This window comes from Butyrivibrio sp. WCE2006 (assembly GCF_000701985.1).
Lineage (GTDB): Bacteria > Bacillota > Clostridia > Lachnospirales > Lachnospiraceae > Butyrivibrio.
Genome location: NZ_JNKH01000039.1, coordinates 1 through 24476 on the forward strand (window position 1 = coordinate 1; position 24476 = coordinate 24476).

Consider the following 24476-nt stretch of genomic DNA (forward strand, 5'->3'; position numbering starts at 1 on the left):
GAATCTTGAATGACAACGAAAGGGAACAAATTTGAGAGTACCACAATCAGGGCAGCCGTACATAGCGCCGCCATAAGCAGGATCCCCGCAATTGATCATCTTATCGATGTTTTCCATTTCGGTCTTGCGGGGATGAAGAGTATATTGAATTTCTTCATAATGATCGCGGAACAGATCTTGTAGAGTATTTCGTTTCATAAAATCATTATGAATGAGTTGAGGCAAAAAACAACCCCACCCCTCATGATTGAGGGGCAGGGGAGTTGAGGTGCCGTAGGCACTTTTTTATCGTATAGCAATCACTCAATCTGAGAATGAAAAAACTAGGAATTTACACAAAAAAACTTGATTAATTGGAGAGGAAATTCTGTTGGATTTCCTATATGATAAAAAGCGCTCCGCTATGGATGTGCACTCGCGCGCATGGTAATTGTTGCATAAATGCAACCGCGCTCGGCGCGAGCATGTTGCAAGCAACATGCTTTTTTATAGAATTTCAGACAAAATATAAAGTTTATTATTTCTTAACTTTAGATTTATTGATATGTTCAAAATAAGAATAATAAAATAAATATGTAGTAATAGGTTAAAAAGAGTATTGAGACAAAATGTTCCGGGATTCCTGAAGCTTTTTACATGTGATACTTAAGTCTTATTAAGCTGCATAATCTCCCTGAAATAAGGAGGCGCTATGGAAGAACTGTATCTGAATGCTGAAAATCTGCTTCGCTATATAGTCGAGTTTTCAACACTGTTATTGGAATTCTTTGGAATATGTATACTTGTGTACACGGCAATAAAGAGCTTCATCTTCTGGATCAGGAAGAAAGATTCCATAAGACTTGAGCTGGCCCAGGGAATTGCGCTGGCACTGGAATTTAAGCTGGGCGGAGAGGTTCTTAGAACCGTGGTTGTCCGCGAGTGGGCAGAGCTTGGCATCCTGGGAGCAATCATTGCCTTAAGAGCTACGCTTACGTTCCTTATTCATTGGGAAATCAAAAATGAAGAGAAAGCCCTTGAACCTAAAAAGTAATTATGTTTTCATGTGAGGGAGAATATGAGTGATTCCACAGGTTTTTCTGCTTATTTAAAAAGTGAACTGGAAAAATATAAAGGTGTCTATGTGCCGGTGAAAGCATCGCCATTGGAGAGCATTCTGTTTAATAAGGTATCAGTAAAAAAGCTCCATCCTAACCCAAATGATGAATTTTGCATAGATTCGGTAGGACCCAGCTACAGAATCATATCTGAGTACCAGAAAAAATTCAGGGAAGATATTGCGAGAAATGGTATTCTGGATACAGAACCTTTAATGGTTGAAAAGGTCAGACCGGATGGGTATATGATTCTTAACGGGCATCACAGATGGGCAGCGGCTATCATTGCAGGAATAGATAAAATGCCTGTCAATATAGTCAATCTTACCAAGCCTTCTGATATTATAAAAATGCTTGAGAAATCAGATCGCAATAAGCGGGTTACCTTTGACCTTGATGAGATAATTTTCGCAAGTGAAGAAGACAGATTTGAAGATATTCCTTCTTCGCTTGATACTTCAAAATTTCCAGAAAAGGTAAGGCTCGGCGTGCCTGCGCTATTCCACTTTTTCCATTCGAGGGGATATGATGTCTGGGTTTTTTCATCAAAATATTATTCCATGGACTATATAAAGAAGCTGTTTAAGAAATATTCTGTGGATGTTGATGGCATTGTAACCGGTACGGCGCGCAAACTGGACAATACTGGTGTCGTTGAAAAGAAAAAGACTGCTGATCAGCTTATTGCCAACAAATACAAGGAAACAATAAGCGTAGATAATGATTCTGTTCTTCGAACCTACAGCGGATCAAAAGAATTCGATCATTTTGACATACCTGAAAATGATGAAAGATGGTCTGCAAAAGTAATGAAAATTGTGGAGGAAGCGATTGCTAATGAGCAGCAATAAAACAGTGGGGAAAAAAGAGGATAAAATGCGGATTTCCTTTGATCTTGATGAGGTTCTTTTTGTATATCCGGAAACTCATAAGACCGAACCTCCGCTAAAGTTTCCTTTTAATAAAATATACAAGGAGCGGCTTAGATATGGAACTCCTGAGCTTATAAATAAGCTGCAGGAAATGGGATATGAGGTGTGGGTGTATACATCTTCATACCGGACGGAAAAATATATTAAAAATCTTTTCAAGCATTATGGAGTAAAGTTCGATGGTATTGTAAATGCAATGAGACACATAAAGGAAGTTCAAAGAGACAGTGCAACGACACTTCCGCAAAAGCTGCCCAGCATGTATCGGATATCGCTTCACATAGACGACGAGTCCATAGTGTGTTCCCTTGGCAGGCAGTACGGATACAGGGCATATCAGCTGACTGATCAGGACGATGAGTGGCAGGAAAAGATTATCAAAAGAGCTGAGGAAATCAGACATCTGAACGAATTGGAAGAACTTGAAAATGCTCCCCAATAAGTTTAAGTAAGTAGCTGTAATTGAAAACTTTAAAGTGATAAAGGATTTTTCGAAATATTCTGAAAAATCCTTTGTTTTTTGTGCTATTTCATATAAAATATTTTATGTGGCAAAACAAAATTTTGTTACATTGGATGTGCTTTTTACAGTGATTATGCGGAGGGGGCTATGGTTTACTGTGTTTAAGTACATGAGATTTCATGAAATCTTTGCCTTATGACTTTTTAAAATAAGGAAAAGAATTTTGTTATCTGCAAAAAAGAATGTATGGAGGATGAAAAATGCTGGAAGACATCTTAACGGGGAAAAAGAGTCTTTTTGAGACAGGAATGCAATCTGTTCTCAGAGGGCAGGAGAGCAGGCTGCGCAGGATTGTCATTCAAAATGGTAATCTTGTGACCAATGTAAGATCTGAGGAAAGTGGAATCTGCGCAAGAGTGTACTTAAATGGTGCATACGGATTCGCTTCCACGGCAGAGTATACTGCCGAAGCAGCTGCAAAGACTATAGCTGCTGCAACTAAAAATGCAAGATATCTTGATAAGTTCAACACTGAAAAGAAGAAGCCTTATCCTATTCTTGAACAGAAAACCATAGTTTCTCCAAGGATGATCATCGATTTTGAGCAGAAGAGACTTGTTGATCTCTGCAAGGAAATCGATGCTCATATTGAAAAGAAATATCCTGATCTTTTAAGCAGGGTTGTAGCTTACAGAGAAGATACTATGGAGAAGATTATAGTAACATCTGATGCTGCAGATGGTCATGTGGCGTATCCGAGAACAACTCTTTATGTAACATTGAATATGACCTCTAAGGATGGACAGCCTGTGGAGGTTTCGGATGCCGTTGGCGGATTTGGACATATTGAAGACAATTACAGTGATCTTGCGAAGATTTATGAAAAGATAGCGGCTTTGTATAAAGATCTTTGTGCTAAGGCTGAAGGTGTATACGCCAGTGCCGGGGTAAAAACTGTGATTCTCCATCCTGACGTTGCGGGAATGATAGCTCACGAGGCAATAGGACATACCGTTGAGGCAGACCTTGTTCAGGGAGGCTCAGTGGCAGGCCCTAACCTCAATAAGAAGGTTGCATCGGAGCTTATAAGTATCACTGATTTTGCGTCCACGGCATTTGGCGATAAGGCACCTCTTCCGGTTTATATTGATGATGAGGGAACAGAAGCAAGAGATGCTGTCCTTATTGAAAACGGAATATTAAAGGGCTTCATGCACGATCGTGAAAGCGCTGATTTTTACGGTGTCAGACCTTGCGGCAATTCAAGAGGCTATGCCTTTTCAGATGAACCGCTCATTAGAATGAGAAATACCTGCGTTCATCCGGGAAAAGATAAGCTTGAGGATATGATCGCATCTGTTGATGATGGATATTATCTTATCAACACCGGTAATGGCCAGGCGGATCTTACGGGCGAGTTCATGTTTGGAATCACCATGGGGTATGAGATCAAGAATGGCAAGCTTGGTAAGGCTATCCTTGATACTACTGTTTCAGGTGTTGCATTTGACATGCTAAATACAGTTGATATGGTATCTGATACTGTGACCTGGAATACATCAGGAACTTGTGGTAAAAAACAGGCAATGCCTGTATCAATGGGCGGCCCGGCAATTAAGTGCAAGATCATGATCGGAGGCAGATGATGGCTAATATTTTGGATATCGCAGAGAAAACATATGCTTATTTAAATGAAAAAGAAGGCCTTAAGGCGGATTTTACAATATCAGAAACAGAGACCAATGAGATTACGGTAAAGGATGGAAAGTTTACACTTTTCAGAACTCTCTTTGATAATGATGTTTCCATCAAAGTGATTAAGGACCATAAAAAGGGCATTGCCAGCATAAATAAGTGTTCGGAAGAACAGATAAAAAAGGCAGTTGATGATGCAATCGCTTCAGCCGAATCAGGGGATGCAGATGATTGTTTTGACATTGCTCCCGGCCTTGAACCTGAAAAGTTTAAGATGGGTGTTCTTGAACCTGATATTGACAAGCTCATGGAAAGAACACAGGAACTGTCAAATACAATTGCCGAAAAACATAAAAAGATAAGACTGATTGAGATGTTCGCAAAATATGTAAAGGGTCATTATGTTTACATGAATACAGGTGGAACAAAGGATGACTGTGACTTTGGTTACTATCTTATAATGCTTGAATTTGCAGGAACTGATGGAGAAAATACCACAGGAGTAGCGAGTACAGGTGTGATCTTTGACAGCCTTGATAAGGAGCTTATTACTCTTGGAAATATTGAAAAAGAGCTTACTGATGCAGAAAATTCATTAAATCCCATTAAGGTGTCAGAAAAGTTTGAAGGAGATATAATACTCACTCCCGGCTGCGTTTCACAGATGGTCAGCTACCTTTGTTACAATGCGGTTTTGGACCCTGCTATTATCAACAAGACAAGTGTGTGGCTCGATAAAGTAGGAGAGCAGGTTGCTTCACCTATGTTTACATTGAGTTCAAAGCCCTATGATGAGAGGATTATTCTTGGTGAAAGACATACCATAGATGGCTTTAGATCAGAGGACTACACGCTTATAGATAAGGGCGTATTAAAGTGCTTTGCAACATCTCTTTATGCGGCAAATAAATGCGGTGTTAACAGAGCGGCCAACAGTTCACAGGATCTTATTATTGAGGCAGGCGATACCTCTTTTGAAGATATGATAAAGGGTGTTAAAAAGGGACTCATTGTTGGATCGGTTTCCTGTGGAATGCCCGGTGCAAATGGCGAACTGGCAGGAGTTGCAAAGAACAGCTTCTATGTAGAAGACGGAGAGATTAAGGGTGCTGTAATTGAAACTATGATCAGTGCCAACCTCTTTGAGATGTTTAAGAACATCAAGGCGATTTCAAAAGAGCAGGTTTGTGATGGTGGTTCAGTAATTCCTTATATCGAAATGTCAGGAATTACAATATCCGGAGGAACTGAGTAAATTTTGAAAAGCTCCTATGCCTGAGATAAGGAACATCACTTTTTCCTGGTTACAAAGAGCAGGCGATTATTAGAGCCTAGTACCGTCCATGAACGCAGTGAGTGGGTAACGGTACTGGCATCCGAACGGACTATGTCAGATAATAAACTATCGTTATTAGAGGAGAGTAAATAAAAAGCTGTGAAATGCGGAATGTCTGTTCCTCATTTTCACAGCTTTTATAATAATTATTTTTCATGAACCAGCTCTGTTTACAGTACTAACATAAAGTGCTGATTTATGGCTTATAAACTATTTCTTCTTTCTATCAGCTTTGCTTACGACGGTTACCGGCTTTCTCTTGACGCCATTAATGCTGTCTTTAAGCTTTTTGATTTCTACCAGAATAGCCTTTTCGTCAAATGTAAAGAAGATACATGCTCCTATAAAGCAGGTTATCAGTGCGACAAATGCTGTTACTCTGTAGCTCATCTTTGTCTGAGATACAGTGATTGAGGTAAAGGTTACCATTGCGATAGCCTGACCCATTTTGAAAGCAAAAGTTCTTGCGGCAAAAAACATACCACTTCGGTCCTCGCCGGTCTGAAGTCTTGTAAGCTCAGCAACATCGGCTACGCAGGCCTGAGGGAGAATACCAAGGATTGCCATGGGAACAGCTGCTACAACAGCTATGATAAAGCCCCAGTAAAGGCCCTTCTGACACAGCCCTGCAATGGCAAATACGCAGCAGTATGAAAAGAAGCCGATGATGATCAGAGGCTTTTTACTGATCTTTTTGGCAAGAATATTAACCATAGGATATAGCATTACGCTGATCAGGGTCATTGTGGCAGTGAGAACGAAGGTCCAGGTGTCTTCAATTTCCATGAGCTGTGTCTCGTAAAAAGCAAGTCCTGTCTGAAAAAGTGTCAGTGCAAAGAAATATATAACATCACTGTATACAAAGTGTCTGAACTGTTTGTTTGAAAAAGTCTGAGCCAGTGACTTGAAGGGCTTGGTTTCACTTGGCGTTGAATCGATGTAATCACGTTCTTTTATATAGAAAGCAGGATAGAGCATTGCTATGCAGGCAATTGATGACATGAAAGCAACAGAATATCTTATGGAGTTTGTCTGACCTACAGTTCCTTTTAATGCATCTGCCACATTGGGGAGAAGGAATGAAATACTCTGGCCGAGAATAAATGTAAATGAAATGTAGGTTGATACATTGATTCGATGCTGCTGAGTATCTCCAAGCTCTGCAATCAGTGCATTGTAGGGAGTGCAAAACATAGTCATAAACAGATAGAAAACCATTAGTAATATGAAAAGAACAGTATCATTGACTATGATATTCTGTGTCTGCGGGAGAACAAACAGGCCTATGGTGCAAAGTGAAAACGGAACGGCCATGGCACGCATGAAAGGAATTCTTCTTCCGCCTTTATAATTACTTCTGTCAGACCATCCTGCTATAAGCGGATCGCTGACCGCATCAAAAATACGTCCCGCTGCAAGTACCAGTCCGAATAAAGTGAGACTGAATAGTATTGGGGTCTGGGTAATTCCGGATGCAAAAACTCCGGTGTTTGGATTCTGCTCACTGGGAGTGCCGGTATAGTAGTAGACCATCCAGTTAGAAACAATTCCGGATAGAAGACTCCAGCCAAACTGGCCAATCGCAAAAATCCATAAGAGCTTGTTTGTGATAGGTTTTAATTCTTTCATGGTAAAAAAGTCCTTTCAGTATTTATAGAAACCATTATACTATAAAACAGTATCCTATGAATGGTTCCGGAGGCATAAATTCAGTGTTCTATTAGTAGAATTAATTGATAAATTAATTGGTAAATATTCACATAGACAACTAAATAACGCTTATATAAAAACTAATTTACGATTTTTAAAAAAAGTTGAAAAAAGGTGTTGACTATTTCTGAGAATTTGTTATTATATAGAAGTTGTCGCTGACGGATACAGAACAGCGAAAGACAACTGAATGCGGAAGTGTCGGAATTGGCAGACGAGCAAGACTAAGGATCTTGTGATGGCTACATCGTGAGGGTTCAAGTCCCTTCTTCCGCACGAATAAAAAACGGATATGGCAGATTGCCATATCCGTTTTTTGTTCGTGCCGAGGAGCCCCTTGAACCCTGGGTTCAAGGTCTCCGCTTCGCTCCGGTCGGCGTTGCTCTACTGTGTTGCATTTATTTTGGTGTGTGATACAATCTTTTTGCGTACAATACAAGACTTTTAGGATGAGGTTTATGACATGAATAATGAAGCAACAAGCATAACTGAATTGAATAATTCCGGGAAAATGGCAGAAGCATATTTTGCCGGAGGTTGTTTTTGGTGCGTGACACCTATATATAAGATGTATGGTGTAGATAAGGTTATCTGCGGCTATGCAGGTGGTGATGAGGTTAATCCTACTTATGAGCAGGTTAAGCACCAGGAGACGGGTCACAGGGAGACCATAAAGCTGGTATATGATCCGGAGAAGGTTTCTTACGAGAGGCTTCTGGATATTTATTTTGCCAATGTGGATCCCTTTGATTCAGAGGGGCAGTTTATTGATAAGGGCTTTTCATATACCCTTGCAATTTTTTATAATTCTATTGAAGAAAAAGAAAAGGCTGAACTTAAGATTTCAGAGATAGAAAAAGGCTCAGATAAGAAGGTTCAGGTTGCTCTTATACCCTATAAAAACTTCTATGAGGCTGAGGAGTATCACCAGGATTATTATCTGAAAAATCCTGAAGCTTTTGAAAAAGAACTCATAGAATCAGGGAGAAAGAAAGCCTGATATTCAGAAGAGAGAAAATCAAAAAAATTAAAACAAGTAGTTTGGAAATGGTTAGTTATGAAAAAGTTAGGTTTAATGGGGAATCGTACAACACATGAGATTGTTTTGAACATGCTCATTGCGGCGGTGAGCCTTTTTATTAATGGATTTGGTGTATATCTCACGATTCAGGCCAACATAGGAGCAGGTCCGTGGGATGTACTGAATCTTGGCCTTGCGAAAACGCTGGGGATTTTATATGGAACAGCTTCCATAGCTGTTTCCTACGCGATTCTTGGAATAGATATTGCACTGAAGGAGCCTATAGGAATCGCTATGTTTATAGATGCTTTGGTTGTGGGAAAAGCGGTTGATTTCTTTAATAGCATTCAGGCTGTGAAAAAATGTGATTCTATAGCGAGCGGCATTCCGGTTATGATCTTAGGACTTATCATCATGGCGTATACTCAGTATACATATATGAGTGCATCACTTGGCTGTGGCCCAAGGGATACGCTTCTTGTGGCTCTTGCCAAGCGTGCCAAAAGGGTTCCGATTGGTCTTGTCAGTATTGCGCTTCTTGGAACAGCAACGCTTATTGGATGGCTTCTGGGAGGACCTGTTGGGATAGGAACTCTTATATGTGCTTTTGCCACAGGACCTATTATGCAAATGGCATTTAAGACGGTTCATTTTGATGCGACACACGTGCATCATCAGCATCTTGGTGAATCTGCGAAGGTTTTCATGCATAAAAAAGCTGCCTGAAGAATATTGCTTTCAGAGTGCTTACAGACACAGATGAGTATGTTGGAAGCAGTGCATGGATGGAGGAAAGCTTGATCCCTGGCAGGAGCCGGAATGGCAGAACCTTTAGTAAATAAATGTACAGGACAGGGGTTTATGAAACAATGGGTACATCCTATGACTGAGTAATAGATGTAAATTCAAGCGGTTTATGTTTTTCCCGGTATTGCCTTGGTGTCATGCCCTTAAAGCGCAAAAATATTTTCCCGAAGTAACTCTGTGAAGGGAATCCTACATATTCCGCGATGTGTGCCAGCGGCTCTTCGGAATATGTCAGAAGATTGGCAGCTCTGTCCGTTCTGACTATATTAACATAATCCTGAAACCGATTACCGGTCTCACGTGAGAAAATTCTGGATAGGTATGATTCGTTGATTCCGAGGGAATCAGCTATCGTACCTATTTTTATTTTGTTCATATAATTCTTGCTGACATAATCCCTGCATTTTTCCACATAACTGGATGTACGTATGTTGTTTTGTTTTGAGGCAACACGGTCTGTGAGGTCTGTTATGGCTTGATTGCGGCAGGATATCAGTGATGGTATGCTCTGGCAAGCATCCATCTTTTGCATATAGAAATCACTTATACGGTAGGCTTGAGCAGGAGTCAGGCCTCCTTCAATAGCGGCTCTGGTACACAGAGTTATGGACACTGCACATAATTTAGTCCAGTGTGAATATTCTTTTTTGGACATTCTTCCTATCTGGGTGTCCAGAGTCATGGTGTGCATAAGAGCGTCATCTGTCCTTCCTTCCCGAATACAGCTTAGAAGTGACTGTTCATCCATATAGGTATGGTGGTATGAGGTGTCTTCATCCGCAGATAAATCGAACAGAATCTGTTCATGTCTATTTGGCAATAGTAACGATTCCGGGAGGTTGTTAAGCGCAAGCAACTCAGAGTGATTATAACTTTTTCCACCGATAGTGCACGAGATTAGAGATATCAGATTAAGAAAATCTGTGAAGGCCATAACTTTCGGATCGTGCCCGATATGGGGATTTATGTGATGAAGACGATAATGTTTTCTAAGTTCACTACCGCTCAAGGGTCTTACACAAACAGGTCCCAATAGAAAACAAGTGTCTTTTTCCTTCAGACAGGCAAAAAACACGTTGTTGTCGTCAATTATGATTACCGGATAGGATTTGCCGCTTAGAATTGTTGCAATCCTGCTGCGTATTGTTCCATTATCCATAGATAGTTTTTCGCCGGTGAGTACATTCTCGGCTTTACCTTCCTCAATTACACATAGCTCAACTTTTGTTATTGCAGCTATATTCATAAGCATACTTTCAGTTTTGTTCATTTTCCCTCGTATATAAAAAATAATTTGGCATGATAAAATATGTAAAAATAATATCATAAAGGTAAGAAAAACGATATTTATTTTTGATTCAGACTGTATACTGAAAACTACAAATGGTGATTATCACATGAGGAGAAAATATGAGAGTAGATAATGTAAGAATAAACGGCATTAGAAATCCTATAGGCTATGCCTTTGATACGATCAGGCTTTCATTTCGCATATCCGGAGCAGAGAAGGAGATGTCTTCATCCGGCGGCATGGACAGGGCAAAGATCATAGTCAGCCGCGACGCAGCTTTTTCCATGGTTGTATATGAGAAAGAGGAAACGGAGCCAAATAGCGCCTGTATACTGCTGGATTTTGTGCCCACTCCAAGAACAAGATATTTTGTAAAAGTATGGGTAGCTATGAAAAAAGGAGACTCATGCGAGAGTGTTTCAAATTACTTCTTTGAAACCGGCAAGATGAATGAGGAATGGAAGGCCAAGTGGATTACTCATAGAGATGAAGATACTTTTCATCCTGTTTTCATCAAGAACTTTGAAACAGATAAGGCAAAGCGAATCTTAACGGCAAGACTCTATATCTCCGGCCTTGGGATGTATGAAGCATATATAAACGGAGACCGGGTGGGAGAAGAACTTCTTACACCGTATTATTCAGATTATCACAGGGAAGTTCAGTATCAGACCTATGACGTGACGAGGCTTATCGGTGAGCAAAACCGGATTGAAGTACTCATGGGTAACGGCTGGTATAAAGGTACTTTTGGCCTTGCGGGATCAAATGAAAACTGGGGAAGTAAATTCATGCTCTTGTCGGAGCTCCATGTAGTTTATGAGGATGGAACCGAAGATATCTGCGTGACGGATGACAGCTGGACATATAAAGGATCCGAAATAGAGGACAGTGATATCTATCATGGATATATCTACAACGGTTTGCTGTGGAAAGATAGTGAGAACTATGAAAAAGAGGCTCTGATAAGTAATTACAAAGGAAATGTGATCTCAAGAATAAGTCCACCCGTGCTGGAGCAGGAAATCATTGCATTGAAGGAAATTATTACAACTCCAAATAAAGAGACGGTATTGGACTTTGGGCAGAATTTTGCGGGATATGTTTCATTCTACTCAGAGCTGCCAAAAGGCGCTAAGGTGGTGCTTGAATGTGCGGAAATTCTGCAGGACGGCAATTTTTACCACGACAATTACAGGGCAGCTAAATCTAAGTTTACATATATATCTGATGGCAAGAGCGGCTGGGTGAGCCCCAAATTCACATGGTTCGGATTCAGATATATCAAGATTACGGGATGGGTTGGCGAGATCACAAAGGAGAACTTTGTCGGAAAAGCAATCTATACATCCATGGAGAGGACCGGCTTTGTGCAGACCGGTCATGACAAGGTTAATAGACTCATAAGTAATGTCCTTTGGGGACAAAAATCAAATTCTATCGATTTTCCTACAGATTGTCCTCAAAGAGATGAAAGACTTGGCTGGTGCGGAGATGCACAGGTATTTGCAAGGACTGCAAGCTACAACATGAGAACAGGAGCTTTTTACGACAAATTCATGCATGATCTCATGGAAGCACAGGAGCAATTGTCAGGGATAATGCCGGGAGTAATACCGGTTTTTGATAAAAACAGCGCCATATATTCAAGTGTCTGGGGGGACATTGCTACGATTCTCCCCACGGTTCTCTATGAGTATTTTGGAGACATATATGTGTTGAAAAAGCACTATCCTGCGATGAAGGCATGGGTGGACAGGATTACTGAGGATGACGCAAAGCGCGGCCAAAAATATCTGTTTGACTGGGGAGCACAGCTTGGTGACTGGCTGGCATTGGACGGAAGAACTGAGCAGAGTATGAGTGGAGGTACAGATGAATATTTTATAGGCTCCTGCTACTATGCTATGTCGGTGGAACTTTTGGCAAAAGCGGCAAAAGAACTGGGCTATGCATCTGATGAAGTATATTACTTAAACCTTCATGACCATATAAGAGAGGCGATTCTAAAGGAGTATTTTACCGATTCCGGCAGACTTTCTATAGATACGCAGACAGGATATGTAGTCTCACTATATACCGGTATCTACAAGGAAAAGCAGAGGGTTATAGATGGCCTTAAGAAGAGACTCTACAAAGACTGCTATAAGCTTAAATGTGGTTTTGTGGGAGCGCCTATATTATGCAGGGTTCTTGCAGACAATGATATGGTTGAAGAGGCGTACTATTTCCTTTTGCAGACCGGATATCCGGGGTGGCTGCATTGCATAGACCTTGGAGCAACGACCATATGGGAGAGGTGGAATTCTGTACTGGATGACGGTCATCTATCCGGAACAATGATGAATTCCCTTAACCATTATGCCTTTGGTTCGGTGGAGGAATTCCTATACAGAAATGTAGCAGGAATAAAGCCGATTAAACCCGGATTCAAAAAGGCAGCCATAGAGCCCGCTCCCAATATAGGACTGCGTTATATGGATTGCACATATCGCTCAGTTTATGGAGATTACAGAGTATTCTGGGAGATAAAACAAGATGGAATGCTTCACCTTAAAATAGAGATTCCTTTTGACTGCAGCGCAGCTGTTAAACTTCCTTTTGCTCCAAAGCAGGTTGAAGGGTATGAAAGTGAAACCTTTACGGCCGGGGTATATGAATTTGAATATCAGCCGGAGAGGGACTTACTGTGTAGATACAGTGAGGGGACACTTTTCAAGGATATGATGACAGATAAGGAGGCTATGGAAATAATCCATGAGGATTCGCCTCTCCTGGAATACTTCTTATCCCAGGAGGACTATAGATATGAGAGCCTGTCTACATTATCCAATATGTTTTATATGGGCTTTTCTGATGAGATGATCGGAAAATTGAAAAAAGATCTAATGAAATTGCGCACTATAGGAGGAAATGAAAATGTTAAATCTGACAACAAAGCATGATGATCCGGAAGGGAATTTAGGATGGGGAGAGAGAATTGCATACAGTTCCGGAGGTTTTGGGTTTAATCTGATAAACGGTATCATAGGATCTTTCCTGACAATTTATTTTACTTCCGCAGTGGGGTTAAATGCCGGAATTATAGCAACTATTCTGGCTGTTTCCAAGTTTTTTGACGGTATATCTGACCTGATAATGGGGCGCCTGGTGGACAGGACTGATACCAAAATGGGAAAAGCAAAAGTATGGCTCTTCAGGATGTGCATACCTTTTGCGATATCCACAATGCTGCTGTTTTTTGTTCCGCAGAACTGGCCGTCTCTTGCTCAGTATATCTATGTATTTCTGCTGTACAATATTGTTAATGCGGTATTCCTTACAGGTATGATCGTGCCGTTTTATTCCATGGTGGGGCTTGTAACCAATAATAAATATGAGAGAGGCCTTCTGGGTAATCTGCAGCAGATATTTCAGACGCTTGCAAATGTAGTGGTCAATTCGACTTTTGTTACTTTCCTTGGATGGTTTACATCAAGCACGGAAACCCTCTATACGCAGAGGGCATTTACAATGACTATGATCATCTACTGTTTAGTGATGGTTCTTGTGTCACTGTTCTGCGTTTTCAATACAAAAGAGAGAGTAAAGGGTGAAGTAAAACTGCAGGAAACAAAAGCAGAAAGCAGCAAATCTGATAAAACATCATTCATTGAGACAGTTAAAGCATTGCTTCAGAATAAATATTGGCTCCTGCTGACTCTCGGAAACTTTGTCGTGTTTACCATCATCATTTTTTATGCAATGGGCAATGTTTTCTATGCTCAGTATGTGCTGTATGACATGTCAAAATATGGATTATTATCCAACGCCATTTCGATATCTCAATTCGCAATAATGTTCGCCACACCGGTAATTATGAAGAAGATATCCAAGGAGAAAATCTATACATTTGGTATGCTGGTTATGGCGATAGGCTTTTTGGCAACAGCATTCTCCACAGTGCCCGTAATCCTTATTGCCGGAAATGTCCTCAAGGGGCTTGGAGTAGGCCTTTGCGGAGGAATGGCTCTTGGTATGGTAGCAGATACAGTTTCTTATGGAAAACTTAAGACAGGAATTGATACAATAGGTATGGGCAATGCAGGAATATCTGCTGCACAGAAGATCGGCCTTGGCCTGGGACAGGCTATTTTTGGATGGGTGCTGGCAGCAGCCGGATTTGATGGGGCCCTGGATGCTTTTGGACAAAGGCAGCCGGAGAGCGTATCTACAGCAATTAATTTCATGTACGGCTGGGTTCCGGCGCTTATGTCCGGAGCAATGTTTGTTCTTTTCCTTCTTTTCTATCGTTGTGAGAGAGACATAGAGAGGTTAAAGGAGCAGAATGCTTAAGCTGTTACAATTTAGACTCAAATGATGAGCATCATAATTGGAGAGAGTTTATGAACAGAGATTTTTTTTCTGCGGAAAAAGTAAATGGAAACATCACGGCAATAAGAAGTGCCTGCGGCGAAATAATGTATCTTATAGAGGGCGACAATAAAGCTGTTCTGATGGACACCAATCTGGGTGTAAAGGGACTTAGAAAGCTGGTGGATACTATCACTGACAAAGAGTATGAGGTTGTGATAACGCACGGGCATCTGGATCATGCCCTGGGAGTTCCGGAGTTTTCAGATAAAAATGTGTACATGAATCACAAAGATATTCCGCTATATCAGTCTATGCTCCCATTTGCCGAGAGGGACGGATATATTCATGCCAATCTGGGGGATGCCTTTGATGAGTATGGAATAACCAATAATGATTATGTTGAAGAGGTTCCGGAATTCGATTTTAAGGAGCTGCATGACGGTATGGTATTTGACCTTGGAGGCGTGACAGTAGAGATTTACGCCTATCCGGGTCATACGAAAGGCACAATGGTGCTTCTTATACCGGAGCTCGGAATTCTCATTACCGGGGATGCCTGTAATAAATCGACGTTTCTGTTTGATAGAATCTGCTCATCCGTAACTGAATACAGGCAGACCACAGTGAACCTGAGAGACAGGCTTTCAGGCAGATACGACAAGGTTTATATATGTCATCATGATATGGAAGTTGGAAAGGACATCTTGAACGAGATGATTGATGTCTGTGATGATATATTAGGTGGCAACACTATAGACAGACCGATGCCGTTTATGGGCGTGATGGGATATCTTGCTAAGGAAGCGGATGACCACTTTAACAGAATTGATGGGAAAAGCGCTAACCTGATCTATAACAAGGATAAGATATTATAGATTATTGAACGCTTTTACCTTTTTGCGTTCAAGAAGTCATAATGGTTTTTACTTCATAGGAGAGAGGTTTTTATGGAAAGAAAATATAAAGCATTAAGTTCGCCGATTACCGTTGGGAGAACTGTTTTCAGGAACAGAATGTTCTCGGCACCCATGGGCGGAACTGATATAACAAATGACGGATGTATTGGACCAAAATCAACAGCTTTTTATGAGCTGAGGGCAAGGGGAGGAGCTGCTGCTGTTACAGTGTCTGAGCTAATGGTACACCCGGCAACCGACGGCTCACATGCATATCACCTGGATGAAAGCATACTGAATTCTCTTGCTGCTGCTACATACACAGCAGATGCTATAAAAAGACACGGAGCAGTTCCTTCACTGGAGTTATCTCATTCCGGCATGTTTGCAGGAACTTACATGACTGATAAAGACAGGCAGCATTCACTTAGCCAATGGGGACCTTCAGATACTGTCAGAGCAGATGGTGTAAAAGTCAAGGCACTTACTAAGGATATGATCGAGGATATAGTAGCAGCCTACGGTCATGTGGCAGCTCTTGCGAAAAGGGCAGGATTCGAGATGCTTATGATCCATGGAGGCCACGGATGGCTTATAAATCAGTTTTTATCCCCAATGTTTAACCACAGGGATGATGAGTATGGCGGATCTTTGGATAACAGATGCCGCTTTGCAATAGAGGTTCTAAAAGAAGTAAGACACAGGGTAGGTGATTATTTTCCGATTGAATTCAGAATGAGTGGTTCAGAGCTTGTTCCCGAAGGATATGGAATAGAGGACGGAATAGAGATTGCAAAATTAGTAGAACCATATGTTGATATTATTCACGTATCTGCGGGAACCTATCAGAGAACCTTCGGCAATACCCATCCTTCTATGTTTACAGAACACGGATGTAATGTGGAACTTGCCGCAAGAATTAGAGAACATGTGAAAAAGCCTGTAGCAACAATTGGAGGACTGAATGATCCCGAGCAGATGGAAGAAATAATCTCATCGGGTAAGGCGGATATTGTCTACATGGCGAGAGCATTGCTGGCAGATCCCGAGCTTCCCAGAAAAGTGGTAGAGAACAGGGAGGCGGAGATTGTAAAGTGCCTTAGATGTTTCACCTGCATGGCAGAGAGAGCAGCTACTTCTACGAGAAGGTGTGCGGTGAATCCCCTCATAGGCCGCGAAATGGATGGGATAGAGGTTATGCCGTCTTCTGTGAAAAGGAAAGTAATAGTTGCCGGTGGAGGCCCGGGAGGGTTATATGCTGCATATACTGCGGCAAGAAGAGGGCATGATGTCACTCTGTATGAAAAAGAGAGCGAAGTTGGGGGAATACTTAGGAGCGAGCAGGGCATTACCTTTAAACATGAGATGTACGAGCTTTCTAATACATATAGATACCTTGCGGAGCAGGCAGGAGCTAAGATTATTACCGGAACCGGGGTCACAGAGGACTTGTTGGAAAAAGAGAAGCCCTATGCGCTAATAATAGCTACCGGTTCCAGCCCCATTGTTCCCCCGATCAAGGGAATTCATGGAGACAATGTAGTTTTGGTGAATAATTATTATAAGGAAAAAGATAAAGTTGCTGATGACGTTGTAGTTTTTGGCGGAGGACTCGCGGGATGTGAATGTGCAATTCACCTCGGAATGGAAGGGAAAAACGTTCACATAGTAGAGATGAAGGACCGACTTGCTCCGGATGCCAATGTCAGGCACAGACCATTACTGCTCGCTGAAATCGAGAAATATGTGACGGTTCACACGGGTGTGAAAGGGCTTGAAATAACTAAGTCAGGCATAATCTGCGAAAACAGGGAAGGAAAACAGGTGCTCATTCCCGGAGAGACTGTAATTTGTGCTCTTGGGCAAAGGCCGAGTATTGATCAGGTAGAGCAACTAAAAGACACAGCGCCCTTTGTCAGGGTAATCGGTGATGCCGGAAGGGTCTCAAATATTACTAATGCTGTTTACCAGGGTTACTATGCTGCACTGGATATTTAATTCTTTTAAGTTGGATTCTTTTTTGAAAAAGTATACTGCCTATTCTCAGAAATAAGACCACTTGAAACGTTGTCATAACATTTGTAAAATAATTTCTGACTGCAAAAAACAAGTGTACTGACATGTTATCGGAGGGTAGAAATGAGTGAAGTTTTAGAGAAAGTAGATAAAAACGGGTTAACAGAAGCAGAATATCTGAAAAATTATAATCCTGACAAGTGGAAGAAACCATCACTTACATCGGATATATGTATAGTTGCCAAGGGTGCAGGGAGTAACAGGATATTACTTATAAAAAGAGGCAATCATCCCTGTCTTGGGAAATGGGCGCTGCCTGGTGGCTTTTCACAGGCAGGAGAGAGAATAGAAGAAACAGCATCCAGGGAGCTGGAAGAGGAGACAGGAATCAGGATGGATTTAAAGGCTCTTACGCTAGTCGGAGTGTATAGCAAGCCCGGTAGAGATCCCAGAGACTGGACGGTATCTGTTGCTTTTCTTGCCTGCGTAAATGAGGATGAGGTTAAGCCCATAGCAGGAGATGACGCCGCAGATGCTAAGTGGTTTTCTATTTCTGAAAAGGATGGGGAGTTCAGATTGGAAAATGGTGATCTTTCGCTGACTCTTTCTGATCTTGCATTTGATCATGATGAGATATTCAGGGATTCAATGGATAAGCTCATGACTTCTTGCGAGTAAAAGCGGAAATAGTCCACAAGAATTCACATAGATATTTTGGAGGGTATGAAAAATGTACATAACTGATGATGGAATTAAACTGAATATTAAACTGGATATGCCTAAAGGCAATCCTGAAAAGTGTCCTATTTGTGTGCTTATACATGGATTTACGGGACACATGGAGGAGAGACATATTGTAGCTGTGCAGGAGGCTATGAATGAAGTTGGACTTGCTGTTCTTAGAATTGATATGTATGGTCACGGAAGCAGCGAAGGAGAGTTTAGAAACCATACACTTTACAAGTGGTTATCTAACGGAATGGCAGCTATAGATTATGCCAGAAGCCTTGATTTTGTGACAGATATCTATCTTTGCGGACATTCCCAGGGAGGACTTACCGCTATGCTTCTTGCCGGCATGGAGAGGGAGAGAGTAAAAGCACTTATTTCACTTTCACCGGCTTTGGTAATTCTTGATGGTGCAAGAAAGGGCGAGCTTTTAGGTAAACCTTTTGATCCTGATAATATTCCTGAAGAGCTTATGTCCTGGGATGGAAGAGCACTCAGCGGCAATTATGTGAGAGCAGCTCAGACACTTCACATTGAGGATGCAGCAAAAAGATTTGATAAGCCTGTTATGATAGTTCATGGTGATCAGGATGAGGCAGTGCCGGTGCAGTATTCAATCGATGCAAAAGACCTCTACAAAGACTGCAGACTTGAGCTGATAAAAGGAGATACTCATTGTTACGATAATGATCTTCCTGCAGTATTAAAAGTAGTCAAGGATTTTTTAAATAATAACTTGAAAAAAAATATTGGTTAGTGTATAAAGAATATGAAAAAAATATACAGACGGGAGCTTGTGTTACAGGCTGAGAGGAAGGTATAACCTTCGACCGAGAACCTGATTTGGATAATGCCAACGTAGGGATGCCTGATAATAGGAATTTACTCGCGGAAGTTACCGGATCGGTGCTTCCGCTTTTTAATTTTCTAGGATATCCCAGTGGATTTTCTTTTTTATTTCATGGGATATCCAGTGGATTTCCTTTTTGGCTTAGCAGAGCACTTATCTTATTTTCTGGCCTGAAATTTGGATTCGCCGTCTGAGAAAAGAGGATGAAATGAAGAAAAGTAACTATTTACTTAGGATGGTAATGCTTGCAATGTTTGTTGCTCTGGGAGTTGTAATATCCCCCATTCTCAGAATCGAGGGTATGTGTCCCATGGCTCACTTGATCAACATTACATGTGCGGTGTTTATGGGACCGGGGTATGCACTTTTATGTGCACTTCTTATCGGAATTATCAGAATGCTGGTAATGGGAATACCACCACTTGCACTCACAGGAGCGGTCTTTGGGGCTACACTTTCAGGTGTTTTCTACAAATTATCAAAAGGGAAAATTATTGCTGCTGTTCTTGGAGAAATTATTGGAACAGGAATAATCGGAGCCATAGTTTCATATCCTGTAATGACTTTTTTATGGGGAAAAGAAGGTCTTACATGGTTCTTCTATGTTCCGTCCTTTATCATGGGTACGCTTATTGGCGGAAGTATTGCATTTTTGCTTCTTGTAAGGCTTGAGGCAGCGGGAGTTCTTTCAAAAATTCAGAACAGTTTAAAAGATATGAATAATGAACCTACTAAAGCAAAGGTGATCTAAATGTCAGATCTGATACATTGTATTACAAATCCAATTTCAATGATGCAGTGCGCTAATGCTGTGCTTGCTCTGGGTGCTAAGCCGATAATGGCTGAGCACCCTCTTGAGGTTTATGAGATTACTGAAACAGCATCAGCGCTTTTAATTAATACCGGTAATATATCGGACACCAGAATGGAAGCTATGAAGATTTCATATGACGCAGCGCTGATGGGACATCTTCCTATTGTGATTGATGCCGTAGGTACTGCGTGCTCGAAGCTTAGGCGGGAATTTGTGTCAGAGCTTCTTGAAAAAACAAATAATCGTCAAAATCAGTTTCTTTTACTAAAGGGGAATTATTCGGAGATTAAGGCTTTAGCAGATGCAGCCTATAGAGGAAAGGGTGTAGATGCGGAAGAGAGTCTTGATGAAAACGATATCATAGATGCATCAGGGATGCTTTCACAAAAATATGGAGTGGTAGTTCTGGCAACTGGTGCAAAGGACATTATCACAGGAAAAGAAGGAACATTTTTTGTAAGTAACGGACACCCTGCCATGAGCAGCATTACCGGAACCGGATGTATGCTTGGAGCAATATGTGCAACCTATCTTTCGCGTAAGGAAAGCATAGATTCTGTTGTCAAAGCCTGTAGCTTTTTCGGAATAGCAGGAGAAGTAGCTTATGAAAAGCTCGTAGCTAAAAAGCACTTTTCTGAGGTTAATGATGGAATAGTTGTAGGCTGTGGAAGCTTTCTCGTAGGCCTTCTCGACGCGCTTTCATTAGTTGATTTGGAGACGGTAAGAAGACGTGAGAGGATAGAGCAGCTTTCATAAAATGTTATTTTCAATATATCTGTCAACAATCAGAAAGTATTTTGAAAAAAAGTTAGTTTAAGTTGGAGAAGAAATGAGATTAGATAGTGAAAAATTAAGGTTGTATCTGGTCACTGACAGCACTGGGCTCTCTGATGAATGCTTTTTACACAAGATTGAAGAAGCATTGATCGGAGGAGTGACGATAGTACAGATACGAGAAAAAGATAAATCCACAAGGGAATACATGGAGCTTGCAGCAAAAGTCCATGAGCTTACGAAGAAATATAACGTGCCGCTGATCGTAGATGACAGAATAGATGTGGTAATGGCGATTGATGCTGAGGGCGTGCATCTTGGGCAGAGCGATATGCCTGTTGACATTGCCAGGGCTATAATCGGTGAGAATAAGATCATAGGTGCCACTACTAAAACAGTAGAGCAGGCTAAGGAAGCCTATGAGAAAGGTGCAGATTACCTGGGAGTAGGAGCAATTTATCCAACAACAACCAAGGTGAAGACAATACTTACTTCTGTTGACACTTTAAAGGATATTTGCGCTGCAGTTCCAATTCCGGCCAATGCCATAGGCGGCCTGAATAGGGATAACATGCAGATTTTAAAGGGAGCGCCGATTGCAGGTATCTGTGTGGTCTCAGCCATAATGAAATCTGACGATCCAAGGAAAGTTGCCGAGGGACTTGTTGAAGGATTTCTGGCGCTAACTTCTGGAATGAAGTAACAAGAAATGAGATGATTGCCTTTATTCTTGCGAGAACATGAACTGGTCGAAAATGACAGGATGAACAAAGATAGACTGTATACCGGGCAAAAGCAGTTAGAATAGCAGGAGGAAAAGTGATACAGAAAACAGTTTTGACAATTGCGGGAAGTGATTCATCAGGTGGGGCAGGAATTCAGGCTGATCTTAAAACAATGGAAGCCCATGATGTGTACGGGATGAGTGTGATAACAGCGCTTACAGCACAGAACACAATGGGGGTAAGCGGCGTCCTTACTGTGGATAAGGAATTTGTTGCTGAGCAGCTACGGGCGGTATTATCTGATATTACGCCGGATGCAGTAAAAATCGGAATGCTACCGGATATAGGAATTATGGAAACAGTAGTGGAAGCCATTGATAAATACAGGCTGACAAATATTGTACTTGACCCGGTCTTGAAATCCACTTCCGGAACAGATTTATCCAAGGAATCAGACCTTGAATATATGAAAACAATGCTTTTTCCAAAGTGCACTCTCATAACACCTAACATACCGGAAGTAAAAAGAATCTGCGGTATTGATATTAAATCAAGTAAGGATATGGAAGAGGCAGCTAAAACCATATCTTACAGTTACAAGTGCAATGTACTGATAAAGGGTGGACACAGCACTTTTGAAGGCGATGAAAAGAGTAATGATTTGTTATTTGTCACAGGGAAAAATACTTTGCAAGACGATTTCGAAACAAGAAAATCTGAAGATGGGAAATTTATCACTTTCGAGGGTGAAAGAATTAATAATCCAAACACTCATGGAACAGGCTGCACGCTTTCCAGCGCTATAGCATCAAACCTTGCAAAAGGGATGAGCCTTGAAGATGCCGTTAAAAGTGCAAAAGAATATATCGAGGCCTGCATAAGAGCAGGACTTAAACTTGGACATGGCAGGGGACCGCTATATCACGGAATTTGTCACAAAAACAGAAATTAAATAAATGAAAAGAGGAATATTTATGAGTACATACACAACTCAAATGGACGCAGCAAGAAAAGGAATCATCACAAAAGAAATGGAGATGGTTGCAAAGGATGAGTACAGAACTCCTGAAGAAATAAGGGACCTGGTGGCAAAAGGTCAGGTTGCTATTTGCGCAAATAAGAACCACAAGTGTCTTAAGGCAAAGGGCGTAGGCTCCATGCTCAAGACAAAGATCAATGTAAATCTTGGAGTTTCCAGAGACTGCAAGGATTACAATATCGAGATGGAAAAAGTTATGGCTGCAGTAAATATGGGAGCTGATGCAATAATGGATTTATCATCTCATGGAAATACTCAGCCTTTTAGAAAAAAGCTTGTTGAGGAATGTCCTGTTATGCTTGGAACAGTTCCCGTATATGACAGCGTAATCCATTATCAGAGGGATTTATCTGAACTCACAGCTAAGGACTTCATTGATGTTGTAAGACTTCACGCAGAGGATGGTGTGGATTTTGTAACTCTTCACTGTGGAATAACAAGAAAGACAATTGAGCAGATTAAGAAGCATAAAAGGAAGATGAATATAGTTTCAAGAGGAGGCTCCCTCGTTTTTGCATGGATGAGTATGACAGGAGAGGAAAATCCTTTTTATGAATACTATGATGAAATTCTTGATATATGCAGAGAGTATGATGTGACCATATCTCTTGGTGATGCCTGCAGACCGGGATGCCTTGCTGATGCCAGCGATGTTTGTCAGATAGAGGAGCTTGTGAGGCTTGGAGAACTGACAAAGAGAGCCTGGGAAAAGGACGTACAGGTTATGGTTGAAGGACCCGGACACATGCCAATGGACCAGATTGAGGCAAACATGAAAATGCAGCAGACAATCTGCATGGGTGCGCCTTTTTATGTACTCGGACCTCTGGTTACCGATATTGCTCCCGGTTATGATCATATAACTTCAGCCATAGGTGGTGCCATCGCCGGGGCAGCAGGCGCGGCTTTCCTTTGCTATGTAACACCCGCAGAGCATCTGGCACTTCCAAATGTTGATGACGTAAAACAGGGAATAATAGCATCAAGGATAGCAGCTCATGCGGCTGATATTGCCAAGAAAATTCCTCATGCAATGGACATTGATAATGCCATGGCAGAGGCAAGACAGTCCTTTGACTGGGATAAACAGTGGGAGTGCGCAATAGATCCGGAAACAGCAAAAGCAATCAGAGATGACAGGGCACCTGAATTTGATGATACCTGCTCAATGTGCGGAAAATTCTGTGCTGTCCGCAGTATGAACAAAGCCCTTGCCGGTGAGCATATTGATATTCTGTAATTAGCTTTTTGGTACCCGAATTATGAAAATAAATAGTCAGATGCTGTAATTCTACTGGATTGATACATATACAAATATCAATATCCACGAATTTATTGCTTATCCCTTGATGGACATTTGTTGGACATCTACATCTATTATTAAAAATGTAAGAGGTGTTTAGAACAAAATTCTTATAAGGGGGAAGCATTATGAAGAGAAATATGCTTAAAAAAATCGTGGTAGTATTTTCTGCAACTGTTATGGCAGGAGCGTTTATTGCAGGATGCGGGAAGATCAGTGCAAAGCCTGCTTACATAGAAAAAGGAGTATATTACAACTATGCAAAGGACGATGTGAATCCGGACAAGACTTATTTCTATGTGTTTGTAGAAGATGATCATGGACATTCAGAAGATCCCACAAATGGCGCAGGATTACCATTTGACTATGTGCAGGAAGATGGCAAGATAAAATTCCGTTTCGGTGGAGTGACAGAGGATTGGGATACTTTCGAAGTTACATCTGCTGATCATGGCATTATAACCGGACATTTTAAGAATGGTCGTGAAATGGTATTTGAACCTGTTCCGGGAGTTGATCCCGCTACTTTTGATGGTGAAGTGTTTATCAATCAGCAGGGCAGCAGTGCAGAAAATGCATCAGAATAAGGTGTTGGTGTTTTTGAATGGCTCAGGTTTTAAGT

At 41.3% G+C, this 24476-nt stretch carries 22 protein-coding genes, 1 tRNA gene and 1 riboswitch; of the genes, 20 read left to right on the plus strand and 3 right to left on the minus strand.

Translation table 11 applies throughout. From position 1 onward, the window contains the following. Positions 1–198: transposase zinc-binding domain-containing protein (locus T501_RS21000; RefSeq protein ID WP_081843224.1), on the minus strand; the 198-nt coding region annotated here is incomplete at its 3' end. 493 nt (positions 199–691) lie between these two features. Here T501_RS21000 and T501_RS16460 point away from each other — a divergent pair. The 5 genes from T501_RS16460 to T501_RS16480 all read left to right on the plus strand — a co-directional run bounded on the left by T501_RS16460 (position 692) and on the right by T501_RS16480 (position 5442). Further along, a complete protein-coding gene (locus T501_RS16460; protein ID WP_026510454.1) occupies positions 692–1033 on the plus strand; it encodes a DUF1622 domain-containing protein in 342 nt (113 codons plus the stop codon). Between the two features lie 24 nt (positions 1034–1057). Beyond that, complete coding sequence (locus T501_RS16465; RefSeq protein WP_044916226.1) at positions 1058–1948, plus strand: ParB/RepB/Spo0J family partition protein; 891 nt, start codon at positions 1058–1060, stop codon at positions 1946–1948. Continuing rightward, the gene (locus T501_RS16470) at positions 1935–2471 is read left to right on the plus strand and encodes an HAD family hydrolase (protein WP_242832985.1); all 537 of its coding nucleotides are present in this window, start codon (positions 1935–1937) and stop codon (positions 2469–2471) included. Before T501_RS16465 ends, T501_RS16470 begins: the two co-directional genes overlap by 14 nt. Before the next feature lie 281 nt (positions 2472–2752). Further along, entirely contained in the window at positions 2753–4138 is a 1386-nt protein-coding gene (locus T501_RS16475) for a TldD/PmbA family protein (protein ID WP_044916229.1), read from the plus strand. Beyond that, positions 4135–5442 (plus strand): TldD/PmbA family protein, encoded by a 1308-nt coding sequence (locus T501_RS16480; protein ID WP_081675246.1) that lies wholly within the window; start codon positions 4135–4137, stop codon positions 5440–5442. Before T501_RS16475 ends, T501_RS16480 begins: the two co-directional genes overlap by 4 nt. Positions 5443–5733: 291 nt before the next feature. Here the strand turns inward: T501_RS16480 and T501_RS16485 are convergent, their stop codons facing one another. Further along, positions 5734–7152, minus strand: a complete 1419-nt coding sequence (locus T501_RS16485) for an MFS transporter (RefSeq protein WP_044916231.1) — start codon at positions 7150–7152, stop codon at positions 5734–5736. A gap of 273 nt (positions 7153–7425) precedes the next feature. On the opposite strand from T501_RS16485, the gene T501_RS16490 reads away from it, so the two are divergent. The 3 genes from T501_RS16490 to T501_RS16500 all read left to right on the plus strand — a co-directional run bounded on the left by T501_RS16490 (position 7426) and on the right by T501_RS16500 (position 8980). Continuing rightward, positions 7426–7509 (plus strand) — tRNA-Leu (locus T501_RS16490). 187 nt (positions 7510–7696) lie between these two features. Continuing rightward, positions 7697–8233: a peptide-methionine (S)-S-oxide reductase MsrA gene (gene msrA, locus T501_RS16495; protein WP_242832986.1), complete on the plus strand. Its 537-nt coding sequence runs from the start codon at positions 7697–7699 to the stop codon at positions 8231–8233. Between the two features lie 57 nt (positions 8234–8290). After that, positions 8291–8980, plus strand: coding sequence for a YczE/YyaS/YitT family protein (locus T501_RS16500; RefSeq protein WP_242845553.1), 690 nt, complete (start codon positions 8291–8293; stop codon positions 8978–8980). A gap of 154 nt (positions 8981–9134) precedes the next feature. Here the strand turns inward: T501_RS16500 and T501_RS16505 are convergent, their stop codons facing one another. Beyond that, positions 9135–10331: a helix-turn-helix transcriptional regulator gene (locus T501_RS16505; protein WP_044916234.1), complete on the minus strand. Its 1197-nt coding sequence runs from the start codon at positions 10329–10331 to the stop codon at positions 9135–9137. 140 nt (positions 10332–10471) lie between these two features. On the opposite strand from T501_RS16505, the gene T501_RS16510 reads away from it, so the two are divergent. From T501_RS16510 to T501_RS16570, 12 genes are all read left to right on the plus strand, one after another. Then, a complete protein-coding gene (locus T501_RS16510) occupies positions 10472–13297 on the plus strand; it encodes an alpha-L-rhamnosidase (protein WP_044916235.1) in 2826 nt (941 codons plus the stop codon). Next, positions 13272–14687, plus strand: a complete 1416-nt coding sequence (locus tag T501_RS16515) for an MFS transporter (RefSeq protein WP_044916237.1) — start codon at positions 13272–13274, stop codon at positions 14685–14687. The genes T501_RS16510 and T501_RS16515 overlap by 26 nt, the downstream gene beginning before the upstream one ends. 50 nt (positions 14688–14737) lie before the next feature. Next, positions 14738–15583: an MBL fold metallo-hydrolase gene (locus T501_RS16520; protein ID WP_044916238.1), complete on the plus strand. Its 846-nt coding sequence runs from the start codon at positions 14738–14740 to the stop codon at positions 15581–15583. Between the two features lie 72 nt (positions 15584–15655). Further along, entirely contained in the window at positions 15656–17602 is a 1947-nt protein-coding gene (locus T501_RS16525) for an oxidoreductase (RefSeq protein ID WP_044916240.1), read from the plus strand. Positions 17603–17743: 141 nt separating this feature from the next. Beyond that, positions 17744–18298: an NUDIX domain-containing protein gene (locus T501_RS16530; RefSeq protein ID WP_044916241.1), complete on the plus strand. Its 555-nt coding sequence runs from the start codon at positions 17744–17746 to the stop codon at positions 18296–18298. Between the two features lie 52 nt (positions 18299–18350). Continuing rightward, entirely contained in the window at positions 18351–19106 is a 756-nt protein-coding gene (locus tag T501_RS16535; RefSeq protein ID WP_044916244.1) for an alpha/beta hydrolase, read from the plus strand. 21 nt (positions 19107–19127) lie between these two features. Beyond that, positions 19128–19232, plus strand: a riboswitch (TPP riboswitch). 175 nt (positions 19233–19407) lie between these two features. Further along, a complete protein-coding gene (thiW, locus tag T501_RS16545; protein WP_044916247.1) occupies positions 19408–19950 on the plus strand; it encodes an energy coupling factor transporter S component ThiW in 543 nt (180 codons plus the stop codon). Next, complete coding sequence (thiM, locus tag T501_RS16550; RefSeq protein ID WP_044916250.1) at positions 19951–20769, plus strand: hydroxyethylthiazole kinase; 819 nt, start codon at positions 19951–19953, stop codon at positions 20767–20769. A 73-nt stretch (positions 20770–20842) separates the two neighbouring features. Continuing rightward, entirely contained in the window at positions 20843–21490 is a 648-nt protein-coding gene (gene thiE / locus T501_RS16555; RefSeq protein WP_044916252.1) for a thiamine phosphate synthase, read from the plus strand. A 116-nt stretch (positions 21491–21606) separates the two neighbouring features. Then, positions 21607–22464, plus strand: coding sequence for a bifunctional hydroxymethylpyrimidine kinase/phosphomethylpyrimidine kinase (gene thiD / locus T501_RS16560; RefSeq protein WP_242845554.1), 858 nt, complete (start codon positions 21607–21609; stop codon positions 22462–22464). A 22-nt stretch (positions 22465–22486) separates the two neighbouring features. Beyond that, on the plus strand, positions 22487–23791 hold the full coding sequence (gene thiC / locus T501_RS16565; RefSeq protein ID WP_044916254.1) for a phosphomethylpyrimidine synthase ThiC: 1305 nt from the start codon (positions 22487–22489) through the stop codon (positions 23789–23791). Between the two features lie 191 nt (positions 23792–23982). Then, on the plus strand, positions 23983–24441 hold the full coding sequence (locus T501_RS16570; protein WP_044916256.1) for a hypothetical protein: 459 nt from the start codon (positions 23983–23985) through the stop codon (positions 24439–24441). Positions 24442–24476 lie beyond the last annotated feature (35 nt).

Excerpts from the sequence above, each read along its gene's own strand:
- T501_RS16460 (WP_026510454.1), top strand. The coding sequence starts at position 692 with ATGGAAGAACTGTATCTGAATGCTGAAAATCTGCTTCGCTATATAGTC.
- T501_RS16465 (WP_044916226.1), top strand. The coding sequence starts at position 1,058 with ATGAGTGATTCCACAGGTTTTTCTGCTTATTTAAAAAGTGAACTGGAA.
- T501_RS16470 (WP_242832985.1), top strand. The coding sequence starts at position 1,935 with ATGAGCAGCAATAAAACAGTGGGGAAAAAAGAGGATAAAATGCGGATT.
- T501_RS16475 (WP_044916229.1), top strand. The coding sequence starts at position 2,753 with ATGCTGGAAGACATCTTAACGGGGAAAAAGAGTCTTTTTGAGACAGGA.
- T501_RS16480 (WP_081675246.1), top strand. The coding sequence starts at position 4,135 with ATGATGGCTAATATTTTGGATATCGCAGAGAAAACATATGCTTATTTA.
- T501_RS16485 (WP_044916231.1), bottom strand. The coding sequence starts at position 7,152 with ATGAAAGAATTAAAACCTATCACAAACAAGCTCTTATGGATTTTTGCG.
- msrA (WP_242832986.1), top strand. The coding sequence starts at position 7,697 with ATGAATAATGAAGCAACAAGCATAACTGAATTGAATAATTCCGGGAAA.
- T501_RS16500 (WP_242845553.1), top strand. The coding sequence starts at position 8,291 with ATGAAAAAGTTAGGTTTAATGGGGAATCGTACAACACATGAGATTGTT.
- T501_RS16505 (WP_044916234.1), bottom strand. The coding sequence starts at position 10,331 with ATGAACAAAACTGAAAGTATGCTTATGAATATAGCTGCAATAACAAAA.
- T501_RS16510 (WP_044916235.1), top strand. The coding sequence starts at position 10,472 with ATGAGAGTAGATAATGTAAGAATAAACGGCATTAGAAATCCTATAGGC.
- T501_RS16515 (WP_044916237.1), top strand. The coding sequence starts at position 13,272 with ATGTTAAATCTGACAACAAAGCATGATGATCCGGAAGGGAATTTAGGA.
- T501_RS16520 (WP_044916238.1), top strand. The coding sequence starts at position 14,738 with ATGAACAGAGATTTTTTTTCTGCGGAAAAAGTAAATGGAAACATCACG.
- T501_RS16525 (WP_044916240.1), top strand. The coding sequence starts at position 15,656 with ATGGAAAGAAAATATAAAGCATTAAGTTCGCCGATTACCGTTGGGAGA.
- T501_RS16530 (WP_044916241.1), top strand. The coding sequence starts at position 17,744 with ATGAGTGAAGTTTTAGAGAAAGTAGATAAAAACGGGTTAACAGAAGCA.
- T501_RS16535 (WP_044916244.1), top strand. The coding sequence starts at position 18,351 with ATGTACATAACTGATGATGGAATTAAACTGAATATTAAACTGGATATG.
- thiW (WP_044916247.1), top strand. The coding sequence starts at position 19,408 with ATGAAGAAAAGTAACTATTTACTTAGGATGGTAATGCTTGCAATGTTT.
- thiM (WP_044916250.1), top strand. The coding sequence starts at position 19,951 with ATGTCAGATCTGATACATTGTATTACAAATCCAATTTCAATGATGCAG.
- thiE (WP_044916252.1), top strand. The coding sequence starts at position 20,843 with ATGAGATTAGATAGTGAAAAATTAAGGTTGTATCTGGTCACTGACAGC.
- thiC (WP_044916254.1), top strand. The coding sequence starts at position 22,487 with ATGAGTACATACACAACTCAAATGGACGCAGCAAGAAAAGGAATCATC.
- T501_RS16570 (WP_044916256.1), top strand. The coding sequence starts at position 23,983 with ATGAAGAGAAATATGCTTAAAAAAATCGTGGTAGTATTTTCTGCAACT.